This is a genomic window from Pseudomonas sp. EpS/L25 (assembly GCF_001512295.1).
Lineage (GTDB): Bacteria > Pseudomonadota > Gammaproteobacteria > Pseudomonadales > Pseudomonadaceae > Chryseomonas.
This window is the reverse complement of sequence record NZ_LNUP01000011.1, coordinates 940,401-961,939: the sequence shown is the minus strand read 5'-3', so window position 1 is coordinate 961,939 and position 21,539 is coordinate 940,401. Positions and strand designations below refer to the sequence as shown.

The following is a 21,539-nucleotide window of genomic DNA, read 5'->3' as shown; positions in this document are numbered from 1 at the left end:
GGGCTCCGGGTATCAGCGGGATGGGGGGTGGCGGCGGCGCAGCAGGGCGGCGGCGAGCATCACCAGCAGGGAAAGACCGATCAGTACCGTGGAGGCCACGGCGATCACCGGCGTCAGGTCCTGGCGCAGGGTCGCCCACATCTTCACCGGCAGGGTCTGCAGGTTGGGGCTGGCCATCATCACGCTCAGCACCACCTCGTCCCAGGACACCAGGAAGGCGAACAGCGCCCCGGCGAACACCCCTGGCCAGATGCCCGGCAGGGTCACCCGGTAGATGGCCTGCAGGCGCGAGGCGCCACAGATCACCGCGGCATCTTCGATGGACTGGTCGAACAGCTTGAGCGAGTTGATGATGGCGATCAGCGCGAAGGGCAGGGCGACGATCACGTGGCTGACCACGAAGGCGAGCAGGGTGCCGGTGTAGCCCAGGCGCAGGAACAGCGCATAGATGGCCACGGCGATCACCACCAGCGGCACGATCATCGGCAGTGTGAAAACAGCATAGAGCGTCTTGCGCCCGGGAAATTTGCCGCGTACCAGGGCGAAGGCGCAGGGTACCGCCAGGGCCACCGAGACCAGGGTGGTCAGCAGCGCCACCTTGAGGCTCGCCAGCGCCGCCTGCATCCATTCCGGGTTGGCGAAGAACTGCTGGTACCACTTCAGCGTCCAGCCCGGCGGCGGGAAGACCAGCCACTGTGAGGAGCCGAACGACAACAGCACGATGAAGACGATGGGCAGCAGCAGGACCGCGGCGATGACGCCGGTGATCAGCAGCAGGCCGCCGCGCAGGCGCCAGCCGATGGCATTGGGAGTCAGCAGCATGGGTCACCTCGCGTTCTGGGGGTCGACCGGGGATTCCGGCTGCAGGCGCAGATAGAGGGCGAACAGCATCAGGGCGATGACGATCAGCAAGGCCGCGGCGGCGCTGGCCAGTCCCCAGTTCAGGAAGGATTGCACCTGCTGGATGATGAACTCCGGCAGCATCATGTTCTGCGCCCCGCCCAGCAGCGCCGGGGTGACGTAGTAGCCGAGGGACATGACGAATACCATCAGCGCCCCCGAGCCCAGGCCCGACCGGCACATGGGCAGGAACACCTTGCGGAAGTTGGTCCAGGGACTGGCGCCGCAGATGGCGCCCGCCTGCAGCACCATGGGGTCCATGGCCTGCAGCGTGGCCTGCAGCGGCAGCACGATGAAGGGGATCATGATGTAGGTCATGCCGATCACCACCCCGGTGAGGTTGTTGACCAGGGCCAGGGGCTCGTCGATCAGGCCGGCCGCCAGCAACAGCTTGTTCACCACTCCCGAGCCCTGCAACAGCACCAGCCAGGCATAGGTACGGGCGAGCAGGCTGGTCCACATCGACAACAGCACGATGTTGAACAGCAGCCGACCCCAGCCACGCGGCATCAGGGTGATGGTCCAGGCCAGCGGAAAGCCGATCAGCACACTGAACAGGGTCACCAAGGCGGCGACGCCGAAGGTGTTGAGCAACACCTGGGCGTAGGCGCCGTTGGCGAACAGGGTCTGGTAGTTGCCCAGCCCCGGCGTGGGTTCGAGAAAGCCCCGCAGCAGCAGGCCGATCAGCGGGATCAGGAAGAACAGGCCGAGGAACAGCAGGGCAGGGACGAGATGACTCGCCCCCTTCCAGCGTACGGCCCTCTCTCCCCGGTTGCGCGCCGAGTCGCTCACCCCGCGCTTGGGGTCCGTGGCGGTGCCGAGCACCGCCCGGCTGGAGCTCGAGGCGGACATGTCATTTCACCAGCCATTCGTTCCAGCGGCTGGCGATCTCGCTGCCGTGCTGGGCCCAGTAGGCGAAGTCCAGGGTCACCTGCTCGCTTGCATAGGCCGTGGGCAGGTTCTTGGCCAGGTCGGGCGTCAGCTTGGCGACGCTGTCGACATTGACCGGGGCGTAGGCGGTGAGGTTGGCGAAATCCGCCTGGCCCTTGGCGCCGCTCGCTTCGGCGAGAAACTTCATCGCCGCGTCCTTGTTCTTGGCGCCCTTGGGCACCACCAGCATGTCGGCCATGACCAGGTTCTGCTTCCAGCTAACGCCGACCGGTGCGCCGTCCTGCTGCAGGGCATAGACCCGGCCGTTCCAGAACTGGCCCAGGGTCGCTTCACCGGAGGCGAGCAACTGCTGGGACTGGGCGCCACCACCCCACCAGACGATGTCCTTCTTGATGGTGTCGAGCTTCTTGAAGGCGCGGTCCAGGTCCAGCGGGTAGAGCTTGTCCTTGGGTACGCCGTCGGCCAGCAGCGCCAGCTCCAGCACGCCGGGGCTCGGCCACTTGTAGAGGGCGCGCTTGCCGGGGTAGGTGGTGGTGTCGAACAGCGCCGACCAGTCTTGGGGCTGCTTGCTGCCCAGCTTGCCCTGGTTGTAGCCGAGCACGAAGGAGAAGAAGAAGGAACCCACGGCGTGATCGTTGACGAAGCGCGGATCGATCTTGGCACGATCGATGGTCTTGAAGTCCAGTGGTTCGAGCAGCCCTTGCTGGGCGGCGCGCAGGGCGAAGTCCGCCTCCACGTCCACCACGTCCCACTGGACATTGCCGCTCTGCACCATGGCCTGCAGCTTGCCGTAGTCGGTGGGGCCGTCCTGCACCACCTGGATGCCGGTCTGCTGGGTGAAGGGCTCGGCCCAGGCTTTCTTCTGGGCGTCCTGGGTGGTGCCGCCCCAGCTGGTGAAGTTGAGGCTTTCCGCCTGGGCCTGGACGCCCAGGGTGGCGAGCAGGCCGGCGACGACCACGGATACGACTTTGCGCTTCAGCAACATCTTGATGCCCTCTCTGTTATTGGATCGACGCGGCCGGAAGGCCTCGTCCGTTCTAAGAGCAGTGCGGCCAGGGGCCAGAAAAAGGGAGGCCTTGGACTTGTTCTATCGGGCCCGTCTGATCCGGGCCTTGGCGTAATTCGATATTATGGTATTCCAAACCTTTTGCAAGCCTTCCCGCATGACGTTTTGCCATCAGCCGGAGAAGGGCAGGGTCTCGACGATTTCCAGTTCGTAGCCGGTCAGGCCCGCGTAGCGCAGTGGCAGACCGAGGTGACGAATGCGGCTCACGCCCAGGTCCTGCAGGATCTGGGCCCCGGTCCCCACTTCGGCGTAGATCCGCGATTGCGAGCGCTCGAACAGCCGCCTGGGCTGCGTCAGCGAGGGCACCCGGGCGAGCAGGGCCTGGGAGGATTCGTGGTTGGCCAGCACCACGACGATGCCATGGCCTTCCTCGGCGACGCGTTGCAGTGCGGCCCAGAGGGTCCAGCTCGGCGGACCGCTGTACTCGGCACCGACCAGGTCGCGCAGTGGGTCCAGGGCGTGGACGCGCACCAGGGTGGGCGTCTCGCGGTCGAGGTCGCCAATCACCATGGCCAGGTGGACGCCGCCCTCGATGCGATCTTCGTAGGTCAGCAGGCGGAAGGTGCCATGCACGGTAGGCAGTTCGCTTTCGCCGATGCGGACCACGGTGTGCTCGTGACGCAGGCGATAGTGGATGAGGTCGGCAATGGTGCCGAGCTTGATGCCGTGGCGCTCGCCGAAGCGCTCCAGGTCCGGGCGCCGCGCCATGCTGCCGTCATCGTTCATCACCTCGACGATCACCGCGGATGGATCGCGCCCGGCCAGGCGGGCCAGGTCGCAACCGGCCTCGGTGTGGCCGGCTCGGGTCAGCACGCCACCGTCGCGGGCGCGCAGGGGAAAGATGTGGCCGGGCTGGACCAGGTCGCGAGGGCTGGCGTCCGGCGCCACCGCGGCCTCGATGGTGCGTGCCCGGTCAGCGGCCGAGATGCCGGTGGTGACCCCGGTGGCCGCCTCGATGGAGACGGTGAAGGCGGTGCCATGCACCGTGCCGTTGTCGCTGACCATCTGCATCAGGTTGAGCCGGCGGCAGCGCTCCTCGGTGAGGGTCAGGCAGATCAGGCCGCGGGCTTCCCGGGCCATGAAGCTGATCGCCGCGGGGGTGCAGGCGTCGGCGGCCAGCAGGATGTCACCTTCGTTCTCGCGGTCTTCGTCGTCGACCAGGATGACCATCTTGCCGGCACGGAAATCCTCGATGATCGCTTCGATGGGGTGGATGGCCACGGTAACCTCACGGATAGGCGGAATTTCTCTGTAATCTGGTATACCATGAGACAAAACGCAGCGAAAGAGGTGAGATTCCATGAAAGGCTATTGGATCGCCCAGGTCGACGTGACCGATCCCGAGGCATATAGGGGCTATACCGAACGTGCCCCTGCGGCCTTCGCCCGCTATGGCGGTCGCTTCCTCGCCCGGGGTGGTCGGGCCGCGCAACTGGAAGGCGACGGCTGGGCGACCCGCCGCGTGGTAATCGAATTCGATTCCTACGAACAGGCGCTGGCCTGCTATCGTTCGGCGGAATACCAGGAGGCCTGTGGCCATCGCCAGACGGCGGCACGGGCGGAGATCTTCATCGTCGAAGGACTGTGACGGTGGCCAGGCGGGGTTGAGGCCACGCCTGGCCTAGGCAGGATCGCCTAGCGCTCGATGCGCGGGTCGTCCTGCACCCGGGGCACGAAGAGTTCGCGGGCGACTTCGCCCTCGTGCTCCTGCTGGCGCTGAAGATAGTCGAGGGCCACCTTGGCGGCCGAGCGCACGTGGTCGACCGAGGCCTGGTGGGCGGCCAGGGCATCCCCGCTACGGATCGCCGCGACGATGCGCTCCATCTCGGCATTGCTCGCCTGGCGGCGATTGGCCTGGGACACCGAGGTCGCGCGCAGATAGCTGACGCGCGCCTGCAACTGGCGCAACTGGGTGGCGGCGACACGGTTGCCGCAGCCCTCCATCAGCACGTCGTAGAAGCGCTGGACGCTCTCGATCACCTCAGGCAGCTCGGCGCCTTCCAGGGCCTCGCGGTTTTCCGCCAGGGCGCGCTCCAGGGCCTCGATTTCCTTGGCGCCGGCACGCAGGGTGAACAGCTGCACGATCATGCCTTCCAGCACGCAGCGCAGCTCATAGAGGTCGCAGGCGTCCTCTAGGGTAATGATGGCCACGCGTGGTCCGCGGGCATCGGCGAATTCCACCAGGCCCTCGGATTCGAGATGGCGCAATGCCTCCCGTACCGAGGTACGGCTGACGCCCAGGCGGTCGCAGAGATCGCGCTCCACCAGGCGGTCGCCCGGCAACAGCTGGAAGTTCAGGATCGCCTGGCGCAGGCGGTTGCACACCATCTCGCGAAGGGTGACGGGGCTGCGGGTGATCTTGAAGCTGTCGTCGAGTTGCGCGCGTCTCATGGGGCTCCCTGGCGGACCGGTTCTACAGGCGATGGACGAGGGGGCGGGTCGTGGAGTCGGCCGCGCCGGGGCGATCACAGGCCGCTGTTACCGCACGGCTCATGCCTGTCCGAAAGGGCAGAATTCTAGCACGGCCCCTTGGCGCTCATAAGCCCGGCGGTAGCGTGCCGGCTTCAGGCATGCACCGGTGCGGCCCCCATGCGTCCCCTGTGATAGAGCATCGGCACGACCTCCTGTTCCGGCACGATGAGATTTTTCACCGCGCCGACGATGATGGCGTGGTCGCCGCCATCGTACTCGCGCCACAGCTCGCACTCGATCACCGCGGTGGCGTTGGCCAGCAGCGGATTGCCCAGGGCACTGCGCGTCCACTCGATGCCCTGGGTCTTGTCCTTGCCCTTGCTGGCGAAGGCGTAGGCGATGCGCTGCTGTTCCGCGCTCAGCAGGTGGATGGCGAAGCCCTTGCCGTCGCGCAGCAGGGGATAGGTATCGGAGCTGTAGTTGGGGCAGAAGAGCACCAGCGCCGGGTCCAGCGACAGGGCGCTGAAGGCGCTGGCGGTCAGGCCGGCCAGGTTGCCCTCGGCATCCAGGGTGGTGACCACGGTGACGCCGGAGGGAAAGGCGCCCATTACCTGCTTGTAGACTGCGGGATCGATCATGACTGCCAACCTCATTCAACGCATCACAAAGGGATCGGGCATCGGTGCCTGGGACAGGTTGATCCATACCGTCTTGGTTTCGGTATAGGCCAGTACCGAGTCGATGCCGCTCTCGCGGCCGTAGCCGCTGTTCTTGAAACCGCCGATCGGCGCCATGGCCGAGACGGCGCGATAGGTATTGACCCAGATGATGCCGGAGCGGATGTCCCGCGCCAGGCGATGGGCACGGCCCAGGTCACGAGTCCAGATGCCGGCGGCGAGACCCAGCTCGCTGTCGTTGGCCAGGCGCAGGGCCTCGGCCTCGTCCTTGAAGCGGATCACCGCGGCCACCGGGCCGAAGACTTCCTCCTGCATGATGCGCAGCGAGTGCCGGTCGCATTCCAGCAGGGTGGGTTCGTAGTACCAGCCGGCGCTACCGGTGTTCGGCCGCTTGCCGCCCAGGCGCAGGGTGGCACCTTCGGCCAGGGCCTCGCCCACCAGCCGCTCGACGATGGCGAGCTGCTGCGCGGTGGCCATGGGGCCCATCTCGCTGGCGTCGTCCTGGGGATTGCCGATGCGGATGCGCTGGGCACGCGCCACCAGCCGGGCGACGAATTCCTCGTAGATCTCGTCCTGTACCAGCAGCCGCGAGCCGGCCACGCAGCTCTGCCCGGAGGCGGCGTAGATGCCGGCCACCGCACCGTTCACCGCGCTGTCCAGGTCGGCATCGGCGAAGATGATGTTGGGCGACTTGCCGCCCAGCTCCAGGCTCAGCTTGGCGAAGTTCTCGGCGCTGGCGCGCACCACGTGGCGGGCGGTGGCCGCGCCGCCGGTGAAGGCGATCTTGCGCACCAGCGGATGGCGGGTGAGGGCCGCGCCGGCGCCCGGACCATAGCCGGTCACCACGTTGAACACGCCGGGCGGAATGCCGGCTGCCAGTGCTAGCCGCGCGAGCTCCAGGATGGTGGCGGAGGCATGCTCGGAGGGCTTGATCACCACGGTGTTGCCGGCGGCCAGCGCCGGCGCGACCTTGATGGCGGTCAGGTACAGCGGGCTATTCCAGGGCACGATGCCGGCGATCACACCCAGCGGCTCGTGCACCGTGTAGGCGAAGAGGTCGGTCTTGTCCAGCGGCAGGGTGCCACCTTCGAGCTTGTCGGCCAGGCCGGCGGTGTAGTGGAAGAATTCCGGCAGGTAGCCGACCTGGCCGCGGGTCTCGCGGATCAGCTTGCCGTTATCGCGGCTCTCCAGCTGGGCCAGGGCTTCCTTGTTCTCGGCGATGAGATCGCCCAGCCGGCGTAGCAGCTTGCCGCGGGCGGTGGCGGTCAGGCTGCGCCAGGCGGGTGCCTCGAAGGCGCGCTGGGCGGCCTGGACGGCGCGATCGACGTCCTCGGCGTCGGCATCGGGCAGCTCCGCCCAAGGCTCGGCGGTGGCCGGATTGAGACTGGCGAAGGTGCGGCCCGCGCGGGCCTCGGTCCATTCGCCGTCGATGCACATCTGGAAGCGTTGCAGGGTCATGCCACGTGTCCCTTGATGGAGGTGGAGGAGGCCGTGCCCAGGGCGTCGTCGAGGAAGTCCAGCAGCAGGGCGTTGACCAGCTTGGGTGACTCGACCGGCATCATATGGCGTTGATCGGCCAGCACGGCAGTGCGCGCCTGGGGAATCCGCGCCGCCAGCTGCCGGGCCATCTCCGGGGTGGAGCCGCTGTCCAGTTCGCCGGTGGCCACCAGGGTCGGGACCTGGATGCTGTCGAGCCGCTCGGCGCCGTAGCGATCCTGGGTCGCGAACAGGGCGTAGGTGGTGAGATAGCCCTGGGGGTCGTTGTTGGCGAAGGCCTGGCGCAACGCCTGGATCTGCGCCGGATTGGCGCCCTGGTATTCCCGACTGAACCAGCGCGCCAGGGCGCTATCCAGGTTGGCGTCGGGGCCTTCGAGTTCGGCCTGGCGGGTGCGCTCCAGCACCCCCGTGCGCTGCTCCACGGAGCGGTTGAACACGCTGTTGAGGATCACCAGCGCGTCCAGCCGTTGCGGCTGGCGCAGGGCGAAGGCGCGGGCGACCAGGCCTCCCATGGAGAAGCCGATCACCGCGGCCGTGCGGATGGCGAGATGGTCGAGCAGCTCGACGAGCTGGTCGGCATAGTCGTCGAGGGTCGCCTCCGGTGCCGGGCGCTGGCTGCCGCCGTGCCCGAGCATGTCGTAGGCGATCACCTGGTAGCGTGGCGCAAGTCCCGCGAGTTGACCGCCCCACATCTCCTTGCTGAGCCCCACGCCATGGATCAGGACGAGGGGGCTGCCGTCGCCGGCGATACTGAAGGCGGTGCCGGCAGGGGTCTTGGCGTCTTTGGACCGGATCATTCGCGGGTTCTCCTCAGCGAGCCTTCTCAGCCGCGAGTTCCTCGAGGTCGATGTAGCGGTTGCCGATGCGTGGATGCAGGCGGCCACCGTCGGCGGCGCCCAGCACCACCACGATCTCGTCGGCGCGCGGCGCGTCCTCGATGCGCATTTCCAGGGTGATGTAGTGGGATCTCAGGCCCTCGTCGTCCTTGTGCATCATGGGGATCTGGATGGAGGTACCCGGGGCGCCGCGCTTGTTGGTGAAGCTCAGGTAGCTCTTGGCCTTCACCGCCTCGCGGTAGTGGTTGCCGAATCTGAGGGTGTGGATCACCGCCGAGGCGTGTTCGATCTCGCCGTCGGCGCCCACCACGGCCGCCTTGCCATAGGCCTCGATGCGCTCGGCGCCGCCGATGGCGCGGGTCAGGCGCTCGACGATGAAGGCGCCGAGATCGGAGCAGTGGGCCTTGATCTCCGGCTTGAGGTCTTCGACGAAGCCCTTGCCGGCCCAGGGATTGCGAATCACCACGGCTACGCCGGCCATGGTCACCGGCTTGTCGGTGGCCTTGCCGCCTTCGCTGTGGGTCTCTTCGAGGTAGGTGACGACCTTGCGGATTTCGAAGCTCATGTTGACTCCTGGTATGTCTGTTAAATGATGGTATGCCATGATCTGGGGCGCGCTGCGGGCCGATTGTCTTCGGCCGGCCCCGCGGTCAGGCGAAGGCGGGTGCCACCTGGTCGATGAACAGCTGCAGCGACTTCTTCTTCTCGACGAAGGGCAGGCTGTTGTCGCACCAGAAGCTGAATTCGTCGACGCCCAGCTCTTCGTAGTGACGCAGGCGGGCGATCACTTCCTCGGGGGTGCCGATCATGGTGTTCTTGCGGATGTTCTCCAGCTCGAATTCGGGGCGGCCGGCGAACTTCTCTTCCGGGCTCGGCGCGAGGAAGCCGTTGACCGGGGTTTCCTTGTTGCCGAACCAGGCATCGAAGGTGCGGTAGAAGCGACCGATGGCCTGGGCGCCGACCTTCCAGCCCTCGGGCTCTTCCGCGGCATGGACATGGGTATGTCGCAGTACCATCAGCTTGGGCCGGGTGACCCCGGGATTGTTGGCCAGGGCGCCGTCGAACTTGTGCTTGAGATCCACCACCTCTTCGTCGCCCTTCATCAGGGGGGTGACCATGACGTTGCAGCCGTTGGCCACGGCGAAGTTATGGGAATCCGGATCTCGTGCGGCGATCCAGATCGGCGGGGTACCGATCGGCTTGGGCACGCTGGTGGAGGTGGGGAACTGCCAGATTTCGCCATCGTGGGCGTAGTCGCCTTCCCAGAGCTTGCGCAGCGCGGGGACCAGTTCGCGCAGGTGCTTGCCGCCGGCCGTGGCGGGCAGGCCGCCGGCCATGCGATCGAATTCCACCTGGTAGGCGCCGCGGGCCAGGCCCACTTCCATGCGGCCCTCGCTGATCACGTCGAGCAAGGCGCATTCGCCGGCGGCGCGCAGGGGGTGCCAGAAGGGCGCGATCAGGGTGCCGGCGCCCAGGCGGATGGTCGAGGTGCGGGCGGCGAGGTAGGCGAGGATGGGCATCGGGCTGGGGGAGATGGTGTACTCCATGGCGTGGTGCTCGCCGACCCAGACGGTGCAGAAGCCACCCGCTTCGGCCAGCAGCGTCAGCTCGGTGAGTTCCTCGAACAACTGCCGATGGCTGACGCCTTCATCCCAGCGCTCCATGTGCACGAATAGGGAGAATTTCATAGATGCCTACCTCTTTGTCTGCCTGCTCGGAACGGGGCCCGGCTGGCTCTTGTTTGACGGTACGCGGCAGCGCGGCCGGCGGATGCCTTTATTGGTATACCATAATACGTGACGTGGCAAGAGGCGTCGTACTCTGGCGTGGCGACAAGGGCGCTCCTGCCAAAAGACGGTTGTGTAATCTGGTATACCATAATATTTTCACCTGACCAGGACGACCTGTCCAGCAGGCGTCTTCCACAACTACAACAATGGAATGCCTGGATGTCCGCAGCCCCTCGCTCCGCCGTCGCCATCGAAACCCATACCGTGGATCACGTCGCTCCGACCGAACGCCACGGCCATAGCCGCGATCTGTTCACCCTCTGGTTCAGCACCAATATCGCCCCGCTGCCCATCGTCACCGGGGCCATGGTGATCCAGACCTTCCACCTGGATCTGGTCTGGGGATTGGTCGCCATCGTGCTCGGTCACTTGCTCGGCGGGGTGGTGCTGGCCTTGGCCTCCGCCCAGGGGCCACGGCTGGGCATCCCGCAGATGGTGCAGAGTCGTGGCCAGTTCGGCCGCTATGGCGCGCTGCTGATCGTCGGGGCCACGGCGCTGATCTACGTCGGCTTCTTCACCTCCAACGTAGTGCTGGCCGGCAAGTCCATCCATGGCCTGGTGCCGGCGGTGCCCATGCCGCTGGCCATCGTGCTCGGCGCCGTGAGCGCAACGGTCATCGGGGTGATCGGCTATCGCTGCATCCATGGCCTCAACCGCTGGGGCACCTGGGTGATGGGCGCGGCGCTGCTGGCCGGTTTCGCCGTGATGCTCGGTCGACCGCTGCCGGCGGACTTTTTCACCCGCGGCGGACTCACCGCCAGCGGCTTCGTCGCTACCCTGTCGCTCGGGGTGATCTGGCAACTGAGCTTCTCGCCCTACACCAGCGACTATTCGCGCTACCTACCCGAGTCGGTGGGCATCGCCAAGCCATTCTGGGCTACCTACCTGGGGGCCACCCTGGGCACTATCCTGGCCTTCAGCTTCGGCGTGGTGGCGGTGCTGGCGGTTCCCCAAGGCGGTGACGCCATGGCCGCCGTGGCCGAGGCCACCGGTTGGCTCGGCCCGGTGCTGATGGTGCTGTTCCTGCTCAACATCATCAGCCACAACGCCCTCAACCTCTATGGTGCGGTGCTCTCCCTCATCACCTGCGGGCAAACCTTCGCCGTCGGCTGGACGCCGGGCGTCAAGGTCAAGGTGCTGTTGTCCAGCCTGGTGCTGGTGGGGTGCTCAGGGGTGGCGCTGATGGCCTCGACCGATTTCATCGAGAGATTCATCGGCCTGGTGCTGGCCATGACCATGATCCTGGTGCCCTGGGCGGCGATCAATCTGATCGACTTCTATCTGATCAAGCGTGGCGACTACCACATCCCCTCGCTGTTCGCCGCCGACGGCGGTCGCTATGGCCGCTTCGATGGCCATGCCATCGCCGCCTACGCCGTCGGCATCCTGGTACAGTTGCCCTTCGCCAACACGGCGCTGTTCAAGGGGCCCTATGCCGAGCTGGTGGCGGGCGCGGACCTGTCGTGGCTGTTCGGCCTACTGGTAACCTGCCCGCTGTACTTCTGGCTGGCCTATCACGGCTCGCCCGCCCAGGCGGTACGACTGCGGGCGGCTACGTCGCGCTGAGCCAGGCGCGGTCAGCCCAGGGCGTGGAGCTGGCCGCCATCGGCGGTGCCCAGGTACAGCCCGTGGCGACCCAGGGCCTGCTCCCGGACCCGTCGTTCGAGGATCTGCTGGATCGAGGGATAGGCCAGCTCCGCCCAGGGCAGTTCCTCCGGCGCGAAGAAGCGCCGCTCCAGGGTCTCGGGACCGGCGTCGGCGTTGATCTCGACCAGCTCCGCGCGAAAGATCAGATAGACCTGGTTGACCGTCGTGGCGTTGAAGATGGAGTAGGGCGCCAGGATACGCGCGCTGACACCGCTTTCTTCCCAGGTCTCGCGCAAGGCCGCCTGTTCGGCGCTCTCGCCGTTCTCCATGAAGCCTGCTGGCAGGGTCCAGTAGCCACGCCGCGGCTCGATGGCCCGGCGACAGAGCAGATAGCGGCCCTGGTGCTCCACCAGGCACCCGGCGATCACCCGCGGATTGTCGTAGAGCACATGCTGGCAGGCAGCGCACTGCAATCGCTCGTGACTGTCACCCGCGGGGCGACGGCGGACCAGTTCGGCGCTGCCGCACTGGCAGCAGAAACGAGGAGAAAGGCTCATGCTGACCTCGGGTTGGCCACTGCTCTGATTGTTCTGGTCTTACGGTATACCAGATCGCCGCAAAGGCCTAGCCGGGGCGCTAGGCGTCAACACGGGGGGAAGCGCCAGCCTCTCGTCTGTCCACGAAACCGCTGATATACCGTCGACCAGGAACCGAACCACCCTGGCAGGTCGCGCGCACTCTGCGCCTGAACGCAAGATCCAGAGGTGCTACTGAGCCTCCCGATCATCACTGCGCGGTCCCTTCTCTTCTACTCGGGAGAAATAAGAGCTGCGATTAGCTCCCATGCTTCTTGCGGTAGCTCCTGACGCTCTGCCATGTGACCCTCGAACCTGTCGTGGCGCCGACGCTAATCGCTAGGATTGTGCGTACAGAGCCTGATAGGGACTGGCTTGAAATTACGGCTATCGATAAGTTCGCTACAGACGATTTCAAAGATTTTGCCTAGCTGATCCGAGATGTTGCTCCTGTCGGTCACATAAATTCCTAGTTCGACAGGTTCAATATCAGCGAAGCCGTCCGTAGCGCCAAGTACTCTGAGGTTGCTACGCATGACGCTGTAGTGTAAGCCAAAGGAGATTCCTATTCCGGCTTCCACCGCGGAGTTGATGGCGCTCAGATTCGAGCTGTTAAGGATGATCTCCCAAGGCGTGTTCATCGAGTTCAAGGCGTTAAATGCTTGTTCTTGCCATGGGCAGTTCTTGCCGAACGCGATAACAGGAATAGAGCCTTGCTCAGGAACTTGATAGTCCTGAGCGCAAATCCAGACTAGCTTTTCCTGCCAGCAAAAGCTCGGTTTTGCCTCTACATGATTCCTGTCCGCGATGACAATGTCTAACTGCCGGTCTTTCAGCATTTTAGACATGCTCTGGCTGTCGCTGACAATGATTTCTATTTTGACGTTTGGATTGGACTTTATGAATCTTTGCATGACGTGCGGCAGGGCCCCCAGGGCAATATCCTCGAGCAGTCCTACCCGAATTACTGTTGATATCTTTTTGCCTTCAATGACGCTTTTGATGGTGTCGCTTAACTTTAAGGATTCAATCGCATAAGGTTTTAAATTGCTCCCCGCCTCAGTGGGGTAGACACCCTTTGTAGAGCGTTCAAGCAGCTTGACACCCAAATCGGATTCCAGCCGTTTAATCTGCAGGCTCAACGCCGCTTGTGTTTTATGCAGGACGTCCGCAGCTCGGCTGAAAGAGCCCGTTTCCACGATGGTTAAAAAAGTCCGTAATAAATCGTTGTCTATGTCGTTATGCATAAGCATGTCTGCGCGTAGAGATCTGCTGCTATCAGCATACCTCAAGCATAAGCGGGTACGCCATAGCGTTGGATGAGTTTATTAAGCTTGCTTATGGGATGTTAAGAAAAACTTGATGGACGAGGCTTCTGAGGCACTAGTAACGTTGGTGCGTTGGAAGCATTTCCGTTGCAGCTTAGTAGAGAATGAGTCTATGAGAGAAAACGAAATAGAGGCTCGCAGGAGTGGGCTGTATGTGTGGGATGGGGTGATAAAAAATAAACGGGTGGCGATAGTTTTTTGCCTGGCTTCAATGGTAAGTATTCAACTTGGTGTCTCTTTGTCAGTAGAGACGCTGCAGCAATTTGGTAGTTTTGCTACAACGTGGATGAGGTTGTGTTTTGCAGCGGCTGTTGTTCTGCTCATTGCAAGACCTGATTTTCGAAGCTTCTCAAAGCGGCAATGGCTGTGCTCGTTTGCCTTGGGCGCGGCAATGGCTTTAATGACGACCTGTATATTTGAGGCTGTCTTGTATGCTCCTCTCGGACTGGTCATTTCAATTAATTTTCTAGGGCCTATCTGGGTCGCCGTAATAGGCGCCGCCAATATAAGGATGATTATCTGGCCGATTGTCTCGCTGGCAGGCGTGGTCATGATTGCCTATAGCGGAACGGCCTGGGTTGCCACCGTTCCGGGAGTGGTTCTGGCTCTGGGGGCAGCTGTTGGTTGGGGCAGTTATATTTTGCTCATGAAATCGGTTGGCGCTCACTTCAAGGGCTTGGAAGGACTGTCAGTTTCACTGCTTTTCGCCGCACTCATACTTTCGCCCATGGGGATGTCCAGTGCTCACGCTCTGGGGGATGTTGATTTTTATACGCAGACGGCTGGCCTGGCACTATTGGTTCCGTTGTTACCCTACATATTGGAGATTCAGGCACTCAGGGTTCTCCCATCTTATACGTTTGGGTTGATGATGAGCCTGGAGCCCGCCATAGGTGCTCTGCTGGGGTTTTTAATTTTGTCGCAGACACTTTCAGTGTCGCAGATCGCAGGGGGGCTACTGGTTGTGCTTTCTGCGGTGGGTAGTGTGAAGAAGAGTAACATTTAATCTGGGTAAGAAGGAGCTTATAGATGAGCGAAGAGATGCGTCAGCGGTTCGAAGAGTTTGCTGAGGGTACCGATGTTCATCAATGCTTCTTTCTCTTCTCAGGTTTTGAATTTTATAAATAAAGTTGGATATCCTATCGTCATGAAGCCGAGATTAGGAGCAGCTAGTATCGGGGTTTTTGTCATTAGGGATGTATTTGAGTTGGACGTTGCTTTAGCCTCTGCCAATTTGGACGAGGTTGAGTTTGAGCAGTACATTGGAGGTGATAGTTCAAGGTGAAGAGGTGTACTTTTTAGAGGTGGGTGCGAGGGTGGGTGGGGGGAAATTCCGTTCACGATGCTGGAAGTTCATGGGGTTGATTTGTATCGTGAGTGGGTGGCTTTGATACTTGAGGGAGGGGAGTCTGCTATTAGAGGATTTTCTGAGCTTCCCAAATATTCGGGATTTGTTCTTTTTCCTGAGCCGGTTGGAAAGCAGTTTGGTGGTATAAGGAATGCTTTCGAGTCTGTTGCTGTGTATGACGCCAGTTTCGCAGAAAATGGCCATGTTTTTGATGGCGCTGGTGGTTATGAAAAACTTCCGGCAAGATTCAAGTTCAGTTCCTTTAGTGAGGACGAGCTTAGGGGCGAAATCGCGCGCTGCATGCAAGAGTTCACTTACGAGGTCAATGATTTGATCCGACGGTAAATACGTCTGTTCAACAAGCGGTACGTTGATTGCCTTCGGTCTTGGTGTAGGACCGGGCTCGCGAACGAGCTCACGAGCGGTAAATGAGCATTGCGACGGGGCCGTCTAGGCCGGGCGGGCGACCCACGGCTTTTCCAATGAAGCGCCATCAAGCGGAGGCACTTTTGTACTCAGTCCTGACCAGCAGCCTCAACTAGCTACCCGATACCCAAGTTCCCCTGCAATCCGCCCGGCCGTTTCCGCCAACATCGCCCCAACCCATTCCTGTGTTCCCGGAGCATCCATCACGGCATCGGGCCCGGAGACGTTGAGGGCCGCCACCAACTGGTCGCGGTGATCGCGGATGCCGGTAGCGATGGCGGTGGAGTAATCGGAGCGGTGCAGTACCCAACCCAGGCGGCGGTCTTCCTCGACCAGGCGCAGCAGTTCCGGCAGGGTGCGGGGCGCGGGTGGCGGCTGGTCGTCCAGGCGCTCGTGCTGATAGAGGGCGCTCAGGGCCTCGGCATCGAGCCCGCCGAGCAGCACTCGGCCCAGGGCGGTGCGGGTACAGGGTAACCGGGTGCCCACTGGGACGTTCACCGTCAACCGCTGGCTGGCCATGGCGCGGTAGAGATAGACCACCTCGGTGCGATCCCGTACGCCCAGGTGGCAGGACAGCGAGGTGACATCGCGCAGCCGCTCCATGTGGGGCTGGGCGATGTCCACCAGGTCGCGGCTGGCCAGATAGGCGAAGCCCTGGCTGATCACCTTGATGCCCAGGCCATATTCGGTCTTGGACTGACGCTCCAGATAGCCCAGTTCGGTGAGGGTCATGACGATGCGATAGACCGACGAGGTCGAGCCGCCGAGTCCGTCGGCGATCTCCTGCAGGCTCAGCAGGCGCCGCTCCGCCCCGAACAGCTCCAACACCCGCAGACCACGCAGCAGGGCGGGCACCCGATAGTCGCCGTCACTATCGACCGATGCCGCAGCGGCTGGGGTCATGGGACGCCTGCCTCCAGTAGCACCGCGACGCCCAGGGCACCGCCGTCGAACTCCTCCAGGGCATCCAGCAGCACATGCCAGAGGTAGTGGGCGCTGGCGCGGTCGCAGAGCAGGTGGAAATGCGGCAGGCTACCGTCACCGGCATTGAGCAGGATGGCGTTGAGCCGGGCCACCGAGGTCTGCACCACATCGCCCACGGCGAAGGGCTTGCCCAGATCCACGCCGCACAGCTTGGCGAATAGCGCGGGCAACTGGGTCCCGGTGAGGATCAGCCAGGCGTGGGAGTCCTGGCGCGGCAGCGGGTAGCAGCCGGGGCCGAGGTCTCCCCCGGCCGCTTCCAGGGCGGCTACCCTGGCACCGCCATCGGCCAGGGCACCGAGCAGCAGGTACTCGCTTTGCGACAGCCGCAGCACCCATTCCCCGGCGGCCTGGCGCAGCGCCTGGTTGGGGCGGTCCGGCAGCACATAGCCCTGGCCCTGCAGGTAGCCGGCCGCGGCCGCGCCGCGCAGGCCGAAGCGCGGCAGGTTGCTCAGATCGGCCAGGCCGCCGCGCTGCAGCAGCGCCGCTTCTTCGCCCTCGCTCAGGCGTGCGGCGAAGATCCGCCTCTGATGCTGCAATACGGGGGTATCGAGCTGCAGTTCTGCCAGCGGACTGCGTTCGTCGAACTCCATGGGATTCAGCTTCATGCGCCCACCTCCTGGCGTTGGCTCTGGGGATCGTAGAAGGGCAGTCGCGCCACCGTGGCCTGGACGATCTCGCCCCCTTCGACGCGGATGGTGATGGTCGTGCCGGGCTCGGCCTGATCGGCGCCGGCATAGGCCAGGCCGACGATGCAGCCCAGGGTGGGGGAGAATTCACAGGACGTGACGTTGCCAGAGATATCGTCGCCGCGCAGCACCAGGTGGCCTTCCAGCGGTTGGCTCGCGGTCGCCGGCAGGGTGAAGCCGACCAGCTTGCGGCGCAGTGGCTGGCTTTCCAATATCTCGATGGACTTCTGGCCGACGAAGAAGGGCTTCTGGCGGCCGATGGCCCAGCCCATGTCGATCTCGGCCGGATGGGTCATGCCGTCGGTGTCCTGGCCGATGATCACATGGCCCTTCTCCAGCCGCAGCAGGCGTTGGGCCTCCACGCCGAAGGGGCGGATGCCAGCACTGGCCCCGGCCTCCATCAGCGCATCCCAGAGCCGTTCGCCGAAGCGTGCCGGCACATGGATCTCATAGCCCAGCTCGCCGACGAAGCCGACCCGCAACAGCCGCGCGGGAATCCTGGCGACCCGGCCCTCGCGTACGGCGAGATAGGGGAAGGCTGCCGCCGACAGATCCAGCTCCGGACACAGCGGTTGCAGGACCTCCCGCGAGCGGGGGCCAGCGAGGTTGACGGCGGCGAAGGCGGCGCTGACGTTGGCGATGTCCACATCCAGGCGCCACTGGGCGTTCCACTTGAGCAGGCTGCGATAGACGCGATCGACACCACTGGTGGTGGCCGAAACGTAGAAGTGCTGCTCGCCCAGGCGCGCGGCCACGCCATCGTCGATCACCACGCCGTCCTCGGCGGTCATCAGCGCATAGCGGGTGCGCCCCACGGGCAGTTTGCGAAAGCCGAAGGTATAGACCCGCTCCAGCAACTCGGCGGCATCGGGACCGCGCACGTCGAGACCGCCCAGGGTGGAGACGTCGATCAGCCCCACGCCGTCGCGGACCTGGCGGACCTCGGCCTGGATGCAGCGTTGGCGCTCGCTGGCCGGGCCATAGAAGGCCGGCCGTTGCCAGGCACCTGCCGGCATCAGGCTGGCGCCCAGTTCCAGGTGGCGGCGGTGCATGGCCGTGCGCCGATAGGGATCGAAGGCGCGACCGGCGACGTGAGCGAGCTTTTCCGCGGTGAAGGGTGGGCGCGCGGTGGTCACCCCGGTATCGCTGACGCTGCGTGCCGTGGCAGCGGCCACCAGGCGCGCGGTGGGCAGCGCCGAATGGCGACCCTGGGACGGGCCCATGCCGACGGTGGAGAAGCGCTTGACCAGCTGGACGTCGCGATAGCCGTGGCGGGTGGCGTTGACGATGTCGGCGATCTGCAGGTCCTCGTCGAAGTCGACGAATTCCTTGCCCTGGGGGTGGGCGAACATCGGCCAGGGAAAGTTGACCTGATGGTCGTCGGCCTGGGTGTGCTCGGTGGCGAACGGAGCGAGGTCCAGTTCGGCCAGGGCCTTGGCTGCGGCGGCACGGCCATCGGCCAGCACTCGTTCCAGCGCATGGCGGCCATTGACCGAGCCGGCCAGGTGCAGGCCGCGCGGCAGGTCGCCGAGGCTGAAGGCGGCCTGGTCGTCGACGTAGCCCAGGGTGCCACCGGCCTGGCAGGCCAGTTGGTAGACCGGCATGTAGCCGGCCGACATGCACAGCAGGTCGCAGTCCAGGGTCGGGCCGGTGGGGCCGACCTGACCCTGGCCGATGATGGGCCGGACGTCGACCCGGGCCAGGTGGCGGCCATCGGCATCGGCGTGGGCCTCGTACACCGTATGGCCCAGGTGCACGGGAATGCCGCGTTCGCTTACCGCCTGCAGCAACTGGGCATCCCGCGGCGCCGCGCGCAGATCGAGCAGCGCGGCGACCGCGACGCCTTGCTCCTGCAGGTCGAGGGCCGCCAGATAGCCGTCGTCGTTGCCGGCCAGAACCACGGCGCGGCGGCCGGGTCGTACGCCATAGAGACGCATCAGGCGCTGGGCGGCGCTGGTCAGCAGGATGCCGGGCAGGTCGTTGTTGCGGAAGATCACCGGCTGGTCGAAGGCACCACTGGCGAGGACGGTCTGTCGCGCCCTGACCTTGAACATCCGCTTGCCCTGGATGACCGGCAGGTAATGGTCGGCGAACCAGCCGTTGCACACCGCGGTATCCAGCACCCGGATGCGTGGCTCGGCGCGTACCGCCGCCACCAGCTCCTCGCGCAGGCCTTCGCCCTGGCCGGCGTCGAGGCCGAAGCGGCCCCAGGCCAGGGCGCCGCCAAGCAGTGGCTGCTGTTCGATGAGCAGCACCTCGGCACCGCCCTGGGCCGCGGCCAGAGCGGCGGCGAGACCGGCGGGTCCAGCGCCGATCACCGCCACGTCGCAGAACAGATAGGCCTTGTCGTGGTAGGTGGGGATGAAATTCAGGTCGAGCACGCCGAGGCCGGCCTTCTTGCGGATCAGCGGCTCCCAGCGTTTCCACATGCCCTTGGGTTTGTAGAAGGCGCGGTAGTAGAAGCCCACCGGCATGAACTTGGAGAACTTGCCGAGCAGGGCGTCGCGGTCGCGGTCGAGGCTGCCGCTGACGTTCTGCGCGCGGGCAGCCAAACCTTCGCGCAGCGGTAGTTCATCCGCCAGCACATTGGGTTCGTCCGGCAACTGCACCAGGGTGTTGGCGTCCTGGCCGGCCAGGGTCAGGGGCCCGCGGGGGCGGTGGTACTTGAAGGAGCGCGACAGCAGCCAGCGACCCTCGCCGAGCAGGGCGCTGGCCAGGGTATCGCCGGCATAGCCCTGGTAGCTCTGATCTTCGAAGTTGAAGGCGAGCGGGCGGTTGCGGTCGATCAGCAGCCCCATGGGGGCGGGGAGGCGGTTCATGGGCGGACCTCCGAAACGGTGAAGTCGACCCGCTGGGAGAACAGCTCGCGGGGATCGAAGGTGCGCAGTACCTCGTCGGTACCGGTATGGCGCTCGGCGAGGAACCAGTAGCTGGAGGCGTTGTGCAGCCACCACTCGGTGACCACGCCGCGGTGGTTCTCGCAATTGAACACGTAGTCGGCCCACTCGGCCGTGCTGCAGGCCTTGGGATCGGGCATGGCCTTGAGTTCGCCGCCGTAGGTGAATTCGCTGATGTTGCGCGGCCCGTTGAGCGGGCAGGTGAGGATTTTCATGACTGCTCCTTTAGGTTCTGTACGAAAACTGCCTGCGCATCGGTGATGCTGCGTTGGAAAACGCTTCGGAATGCTCGTTTACCGCTCGTAAACCCGAGCGCGGGTCCGATCCGCTTCCTCAGCGTTTTCCGCCTCGCCTGACCTTCGCTCGGCGACTTTTCGTACAGAACTAATGACTGGCCGCGGTGGCGCCCATCTCGTTGACCTGCTGGAAGCGGCTGAATCTATCCAGGCCGAAGGGGGCGATGAGCTCGGGTACCCGTCCGCCGCTGGCTACCAGTTCGGCCATGGTCTTGCCGCAGATCGGCGTGGCCTTGAAGCCCCAGGTGCCCCAGCCGGCATCCAGGTAGTAGCCGTCGATGGGCGACAGGCCCATCAGCGGGCTGTAGTCCGGGGTCATGTCGGTCATCCCTGCCCATTGGCGCATCAGCTTGGCGTTGGCCATGAAGGGGAACATCTCGATGGCGTGGGCCAGCAGGCTTTCCTTGAGTTCCAGGGTCGAGCGGGTGTGGTACAGCGGATAGGGATCGGAACCACCGCCGAAGACGATCTCGCCACGACTGGTCTGCTGCACGTAGCAGTGCAGGGCACTGGAGCTCACCAGGGGATCGAGGAAGGGCTTGAATGGCTGGGTGACCATGGCCTGGAGCGGATAGGTGTGCAGCGGGGCGCGGATACCCAGCTTGTTCATCAGCAGCGAGCTGGTACCGGCCACCGCCTGCACCGCGCAGCCGCAGCGCACCGTGCCGCGATTGGTCTTGATGGCGGCGATCCGGCCATTCTCCACCACGAAGTCCTGTACCTCGGTCAACTGGTGGATCTCAACGCCGCGCTTGGCCGCCTGCTTGGCGTAGCCCCAGGCCACGGCGTCGTGACGGGCGGTGGCGCCATCGATGTGCCAGAGTCCGGCGAGCACCGGCAGGTGGCCGGGATCGAGGTTGAGGCAGGGCACCAGTTCGCGGATCTGCTGGCGGTCGATCAATTCGGTGCGCCCGCCGAAGTGCTTGTTGACTTCGGCGCGCTGGCGGAAGGCGCGCACCGTGGCGTCGGTATGCGCCAGGGTCAGTTGGCCGCGTTCCGAATACATGATGTTGAAGTCGAATTCGTTGGACAGCTCCTTGAACAGCCGCACCGACTCGACGTAGAACTTCACCCCCTCGCTGGTCAGGTAGTTGGAGCGGATCACCGCGGTGTTCCGCGCGGTGTTGCCGCCGCCGAGGTAGGCCTTCTCCAGCACCGCGACATTGGTGATGCCGTGGTACTTGGCCAGGTAGTAGGCGGTGGCCAGGCCATGGCCGCCGCCACCGATGATGACCACGTCGTAGCTCGGCTTGAGCTCCTTCGGCGGCGGCAGATCGACCTCCACCGGATACTCGGCGGACAGGCCGTATTTCAACAGGCTGAAAGGCATGATGGGCTCCCGG

General features: G+C 64.5%; 21 protein-coding genes. 4 read left to right on the top strand and 17 right to left on the bottom strand.

Annotated elements, in window-relative coordinates:
- Positions 1-12: 12 nt before the first annotated feature.
- The 4 genes from AR540_RS13415 to ribBA all read right to left on the bottom strand — a co-directional run bounded on the left by AR540_RS13415 (position 13) and on the right by ribBA (position 4,078).
- Positions 13-822, bottom strand: coding sequence for an ABC transporter permease (locus AR540_RS13415; protein ID WP_059229656.1), 810 nt, complete (start codon positions 820-822; stop codon positions 13-15).
- A gap of 3 nt (positions 823-825) precedes the next feature.
- Positions 826-1,752, bottom strand: a complete 927-nt coding sequence (locus AR540_RS13410; protein WP_059229655.1) for an ABC transporter permease — start codon at positions 1,750-1,752, stop codon at positions 826-828.
- A gap of 1 nt (position 1,753) precedes the next feature.
- A complete protein-coding gene (locus AR540_RS13405) occupies positions 1,754-2,776 on the bottom strand; it encodes an ABC transporter substrate-binding protein (RefSeq protein ID WP_059229654.1) in 1,023 nt (340 codons plus the stop codon).
- Positions 2,777-2,968: 192 nt separating this feature from the next.
- Positions 2,969-4,078 carry a bifunctional 3,4-dihydroxy-2-butanone-4-phosphate synthase/GTP cyclohydrolase II gene (gene ribBA / locus AR540_RS13400; protein ID WP_059229653.1) on the bottom strand — a complete coding sequence of 370 codons (1,110 nt, stop codon included), beginning with the start codon at positions 4,076-4,078 and terminating at the stop codon, positions 2,969-2,971.
- Between the two features lie 79 nt (positions 4,079-4,157).
- Here ribBA and AR540_RS13395 point away from each other — a divergent pair, with 79 nt between their 5' ends.
- On the top strand, positions 4,158-4,445 hold the full coding sequence (locus tag AR540_RS13395; RefSeq protein ID WP_059229652.1) for a DUF1330 domain-containing protein: 288 nt from the start codon (positions 4,158-4,160) through the stop codon (positions 4,443-4,445).
- 47 nt (positions 4,446-4,492) lie between these two features.
- Here AR540_RS13395 and AR540_RS13390 read toward each other — a convergent pair whose 3' ends face one another.
- The 6 genes from AR540_RS13390 to AR540_RS13365 all read right to left on the bottom strand — a co-directional run bounded on the left by AR540_RS13390 (position 4,493) and on the right by AR540_RS13365 (position 9,967).
- Positions 4,493-5,248, bottom strand: a complete 756-nt coding sequence (locus tag AR540_RS13390; protein WP_059229651.1) for a GntR family transcriptional regulator — start codon at positions 5,246-5,248, stop codon at positions 4,493-4,495.
- Positions 5,249-5,421: 173 nt separating this feature from the next.
- Positions 5,422-5,907 carry a flavin reductase family protein gene (locus tag AR540_RS13385; RefSeq protein ID WP_059229650.1) on the bottom strand — a complete coding sequence of 162 codons (486 nt, stop codon included), beginning with the start codon at positions 5,905-5,907 and terminating at the stop codon, positions 5,422-5,424.
- A gap of 15 nt (positions 5,908-5,922) precedes the next feature.
- On the bottom strand, positions 5,923-7,404 hold the full coding sequence (locus AR540_RS13380) for an aldehyde dehydrogenase (protein ID WP_059229649.1): 1,482 nt from the start codon (positions 7,402-7,404) through the stop codon (positions 5,923-5,925).
- Positions 7,401-8,240, bottom strand: a complete 840-nt coding sequence (locus tag AR540_RS13375; RefSeq protein WP_059229648.1) for an alpha/beta fold hydrolase — start codon at positions 8,238-8,240, stop codon at positions 7,401-7,403. The genes AR540_RS13380 and AR540_RS13375 overlap by 4 nt, the downstream gene beginning before the upstream one ends.
- A 13-nt stretch (positions 8,241-8,253) precedes the next feature.
- Complete coding sequence (locus AR540_RS13370) at positions 8,254-8,844, bottom strand: amino acid synthesis family protein (protein ID WP_059229647.1); 591 nt, start codon at positions 8,842-8,844, stop codon at positions 8,254-8,256.
- An 85-nt stretch (positions 8,845-8,929) separates the two neighbouring features.
- Complete coding sequence (locus AR540_RS13365; RefSeq protein WP_059229646.1) at positions 8,930-9,967, bottom strand: LLM class flavin-dependent oxidoreductase; 1,038 nt, start codon at positions 9,965-9,967, stop codon at positions 8,930-8,932.
- 261 nt (positions 9,968-10,228) lie between these two features.
- Between AR540_RS13365 and AR540_RS13360 the strand changes: the two genes are divergently transcribed.
- Entirely contained in the window at positions 10,229-11,635 is a 1,407-nt protein-coding gene (locus tag AR540_RS13360) for a purine-cytosine permease family protein (RefSeq protein WP_059229645.1), read from the top strand.
- 11 nt (positions 11,636-11,646) lie between these two features.
- Here the strand turns inward: AR540_RS13360 and AR540_RS13355 are convergent, their stop codons facing one another.
- Positions 11,647-12,213, bottom strand: a complete 567-nt coding sequence (locus tag AR540_RS13355) for an NUDIX hydrolase (protein WP_059229644.1) — start codon at positions 12,211-12,213, stop codon at positions 11,647-11,649.
- 350 nt (positions 12,214-12,563) lie between these two features.
- Positions 12,564-13,478, bottom strand: a complete 915-nt coding sequence (locus AR540_RS13350) for a LysR family transcriptional regulator (protein ID WP_160328343.1) — start codon at positions 13,476-13,478, stop codon at positions 12,564-12,566.
- A 115-nt stretch (positions 13,479-13,593) separates the two neighbouring features.
- On the opposite strand from AR540_RS13350, the gene AR540_RS24870 reads away from it, so the two are divergent.
- Both AR540_RS24870 and AR540_RS25415 read left to right on the top strand, forming a co-directional pair.
- Positions 13,594-14,565, top strand: a complete 972-nt coding sequence (locus AR540_RS24870) for an EamA family transporter (protein WP_082706998.1) — start codon at positions 13,594-13,596, stop codon at positions 14,563-14,565.
- 336 nt (positions 14,566-14,901) lie between these two features.
- Positions 14,902-15,252 (top strand): hypothetical protein, encoded by a 351-nt coding sequence (locus AR540_RS25415; RefSeq protein ID WP_153014237.1) that lies wholly within the window; start codon positions 14,902-14,904, stop codon positions 15,250-15,252.
- 189 nt (positions 15,253-15,441) lie between these two features.
- Here AR540_RS25415 and AR540_RS13340 read toward each other — a convergent pair whose 3' ends face one another.
- The 5 genes from AR540_RS13340 to AR540_RS13320 form a co-directional block, all read right to left on the bottom strand.
- The gene (locus AR540_RS13340) at positions 15,442-16,236 is read right to left on the bottom strand and encodes an IclR family transcriptional regulator (protein WP_059229641.1); all 795 of its coding nucleotides are present in this window, start codon (positions 16,234-16,236) and stop codon (positions 15,442-15,444) included.
- Positions 16,233-16,922, bottom strand: a complete 690-nt coding sequence (locus AR540_RS13335) for a sarcosine oxidase (protein ID WP_236712059.1) — start codon at positions 16,920-16,922, stop codon at positions 16,233-16,235. The genes AR540_RS13340 and AR540_RS13335 overlap by 4 nt, the downstream gene beginning before the upstream one ends.
- The gene (locus AR540_RS13330; RefSeq protein WP_059229640.1) at positions 16,919-19,822 is read right to left on the bottom strand and encodes a 2Fe-2S iron-sulfur cluster-binding protein; all 2,904 of its coding nucleotides are present in this window, start codon (positions 19,820-19,822) and stop codon (positions 16,919-16,921) included. The genes AR540_RS13335 and AR540_RS13330 overlap by 4 nt, the downstream gene beginning before the upstream one ends.
- Complete coding sequence (locus AR540_RS13325) at positions 19,819-20,115, bottom strand: sarcosine oxidase subunit delta (RefSeq protein ID WP_059229639.1); 297 nt, start codon at positions 20,113-20,115, stop codon at positions 19,819-19,821. Before AR540_RS13325 ends, AR540_RS13330 begins: the two co-directional genes overlap by 4 nt.
- Before the next feature lie 169 nt (positions 20,116-20,284).
- Positions 20,285-21,526, bottom strand: a complete 1,242-nt coding sequence (locus AR540_RS13320) for an FAD-dependent oxidoreductase (protein WP_059229638.1) — start codon at positions 21,524-21,526, stop codon at positions 20,285-20,287.
- Positions 21,527-21,539 lie beyond the last annotated feature (13 nt).

Coding starts and splice junctions, on each gene's coding strand:
- AR540_RS13415 (WP_059229656.1), bottom strand. CDS start 822: ATGCTGCTGACTCCCAATGCCATCGGCTGGCGCCTGCGCGGCGGCCTG.
- AR540_RS13410 (WP_059229655.1), bottom strand. CDS start 1,752: ATGTCCGCCTCGAGCTCCAGCCGGGCGGTGCTCGGCACCGCCACGGAC.
- AR540_RS13405 (WP_059229654.1), bottom strand. CDS start 2,776: ATGTTGCTGAAGCGCAAAGTCGTATCCGTGGTCGTCGCCGGCCTGCTC.
- AR540_RS13395 (WP_059229652.1), top strand. CDS start 4,158: ATGAAAGGCTATTGGATCGCCCAGGTCGACGTGACCGATCCCGAGGCA.
- AR540_RS13390 (WP_059229651.1), bottom strand. CDS start 5,248: ATGAGACGCGCGCAACTCGACGACAGCTTCAAGATCACCCGCAGCCCC.
- AR540_RS13385 (WP_059229650.1), bottom strand. CDS start 5,907: ATGATCGATCCCGCAGTCTACAAGCAGGTAATGGGCGCCTTTCCCTCC.
- AR540_RS13380 (WP_059229649.1), bottom strand. CDS start 7,404: ATGACCCTGCAACGCTTCCAGATGTGCATCGACGGCGAATGGACCGAG.
- AR540_RS13375 (WP_059229648.1), bottom strand. CDS start 8,240: ATGATCCGGTCCAAAGACGCCAAGACCCCTGCCGGCACCGCCTTCAGT.
- AR540_RS13370 (WP_059229647.1), bottom strand. CDS start 8,844: ATGAGCTTCGAAATCCGCAAGGTCGTCACCTACCTCGAAGAGACCCAC.
- AR540_RS13365 (WP_059229646.1), bottom strand. CDS start 9,967: ATGAAATTCTCCCTATTCGTGCACATGGAGCGCTGGGATGAAGGCGTC.
- AR540_RS13360 (WP_059229645.1), top strand. CDS start 10,229: ATGTCCGCAGCCCCTCGCTCCGCCGTCGCCATCGAAACCCATACCGTG.
- AR540_RS13355 (WP_059229644.1), bottom strand. CDS start 12,213: ATGAGCCTTTCTCCTCGTTTCTGCTGCCAGTGCGGCAGCGCCGAACTG.
- AR540_RS13350 (WP_160328343.1), bottom strand. CDS start 13,478: ATGCATAACGACATAGACAACGATTTATTACGGACTTTTTTAACCATC.
- AR540_RS24870 (WP_082706998.1), top strand. CDS start 13,594: ATGGACGAGGCTTCTGAGGCACTAGTAACGTTGGTGCGTTGGAAGCAT.
- AR540_RS25415 (WP_153014237.1), top strand. CDS start 14,902: ATGCTGGAAGTTCATGGGGTTGATTTGTATCGTGAGTGGGTGGCTTTG.
- AR540_RS13340 (WP_059229641.1), bottom strand. CDS start 16,236: ATGACCCCAGCCGCTGCGGCATCGGTCGATAGTGACGGCGACTATCGG.
- AR540_RS13335 (WP_236712059.1), bottom strand. CDS start 16,922: ATGAAGCTGAATCCCATGGAGTTCGACGAACGCAGTCCGCTGGCAGAA.
- AR540_RS13330 (WP_059229640.1), bottom strand. CDS start 19,822: ATGAACCGCCTCCCCGCCCCCATGGGGCTGCTGATCGACCGCAACCGC.
- AR540_RS13325 (WP_059229639.1), bottom strand. CDS start 20,115: ATGAAAATCCTCACCTGCCCGCTCAACGGGCCGCGCAACATCAGCGAA.
- AR540_RS13320 (WP_059229638.1), bottom strand. CDS start 21,526: ATGCCTTTCAGCCTGTTGAAATACGGCCTGTCCGCCGAGTATCCGGTG.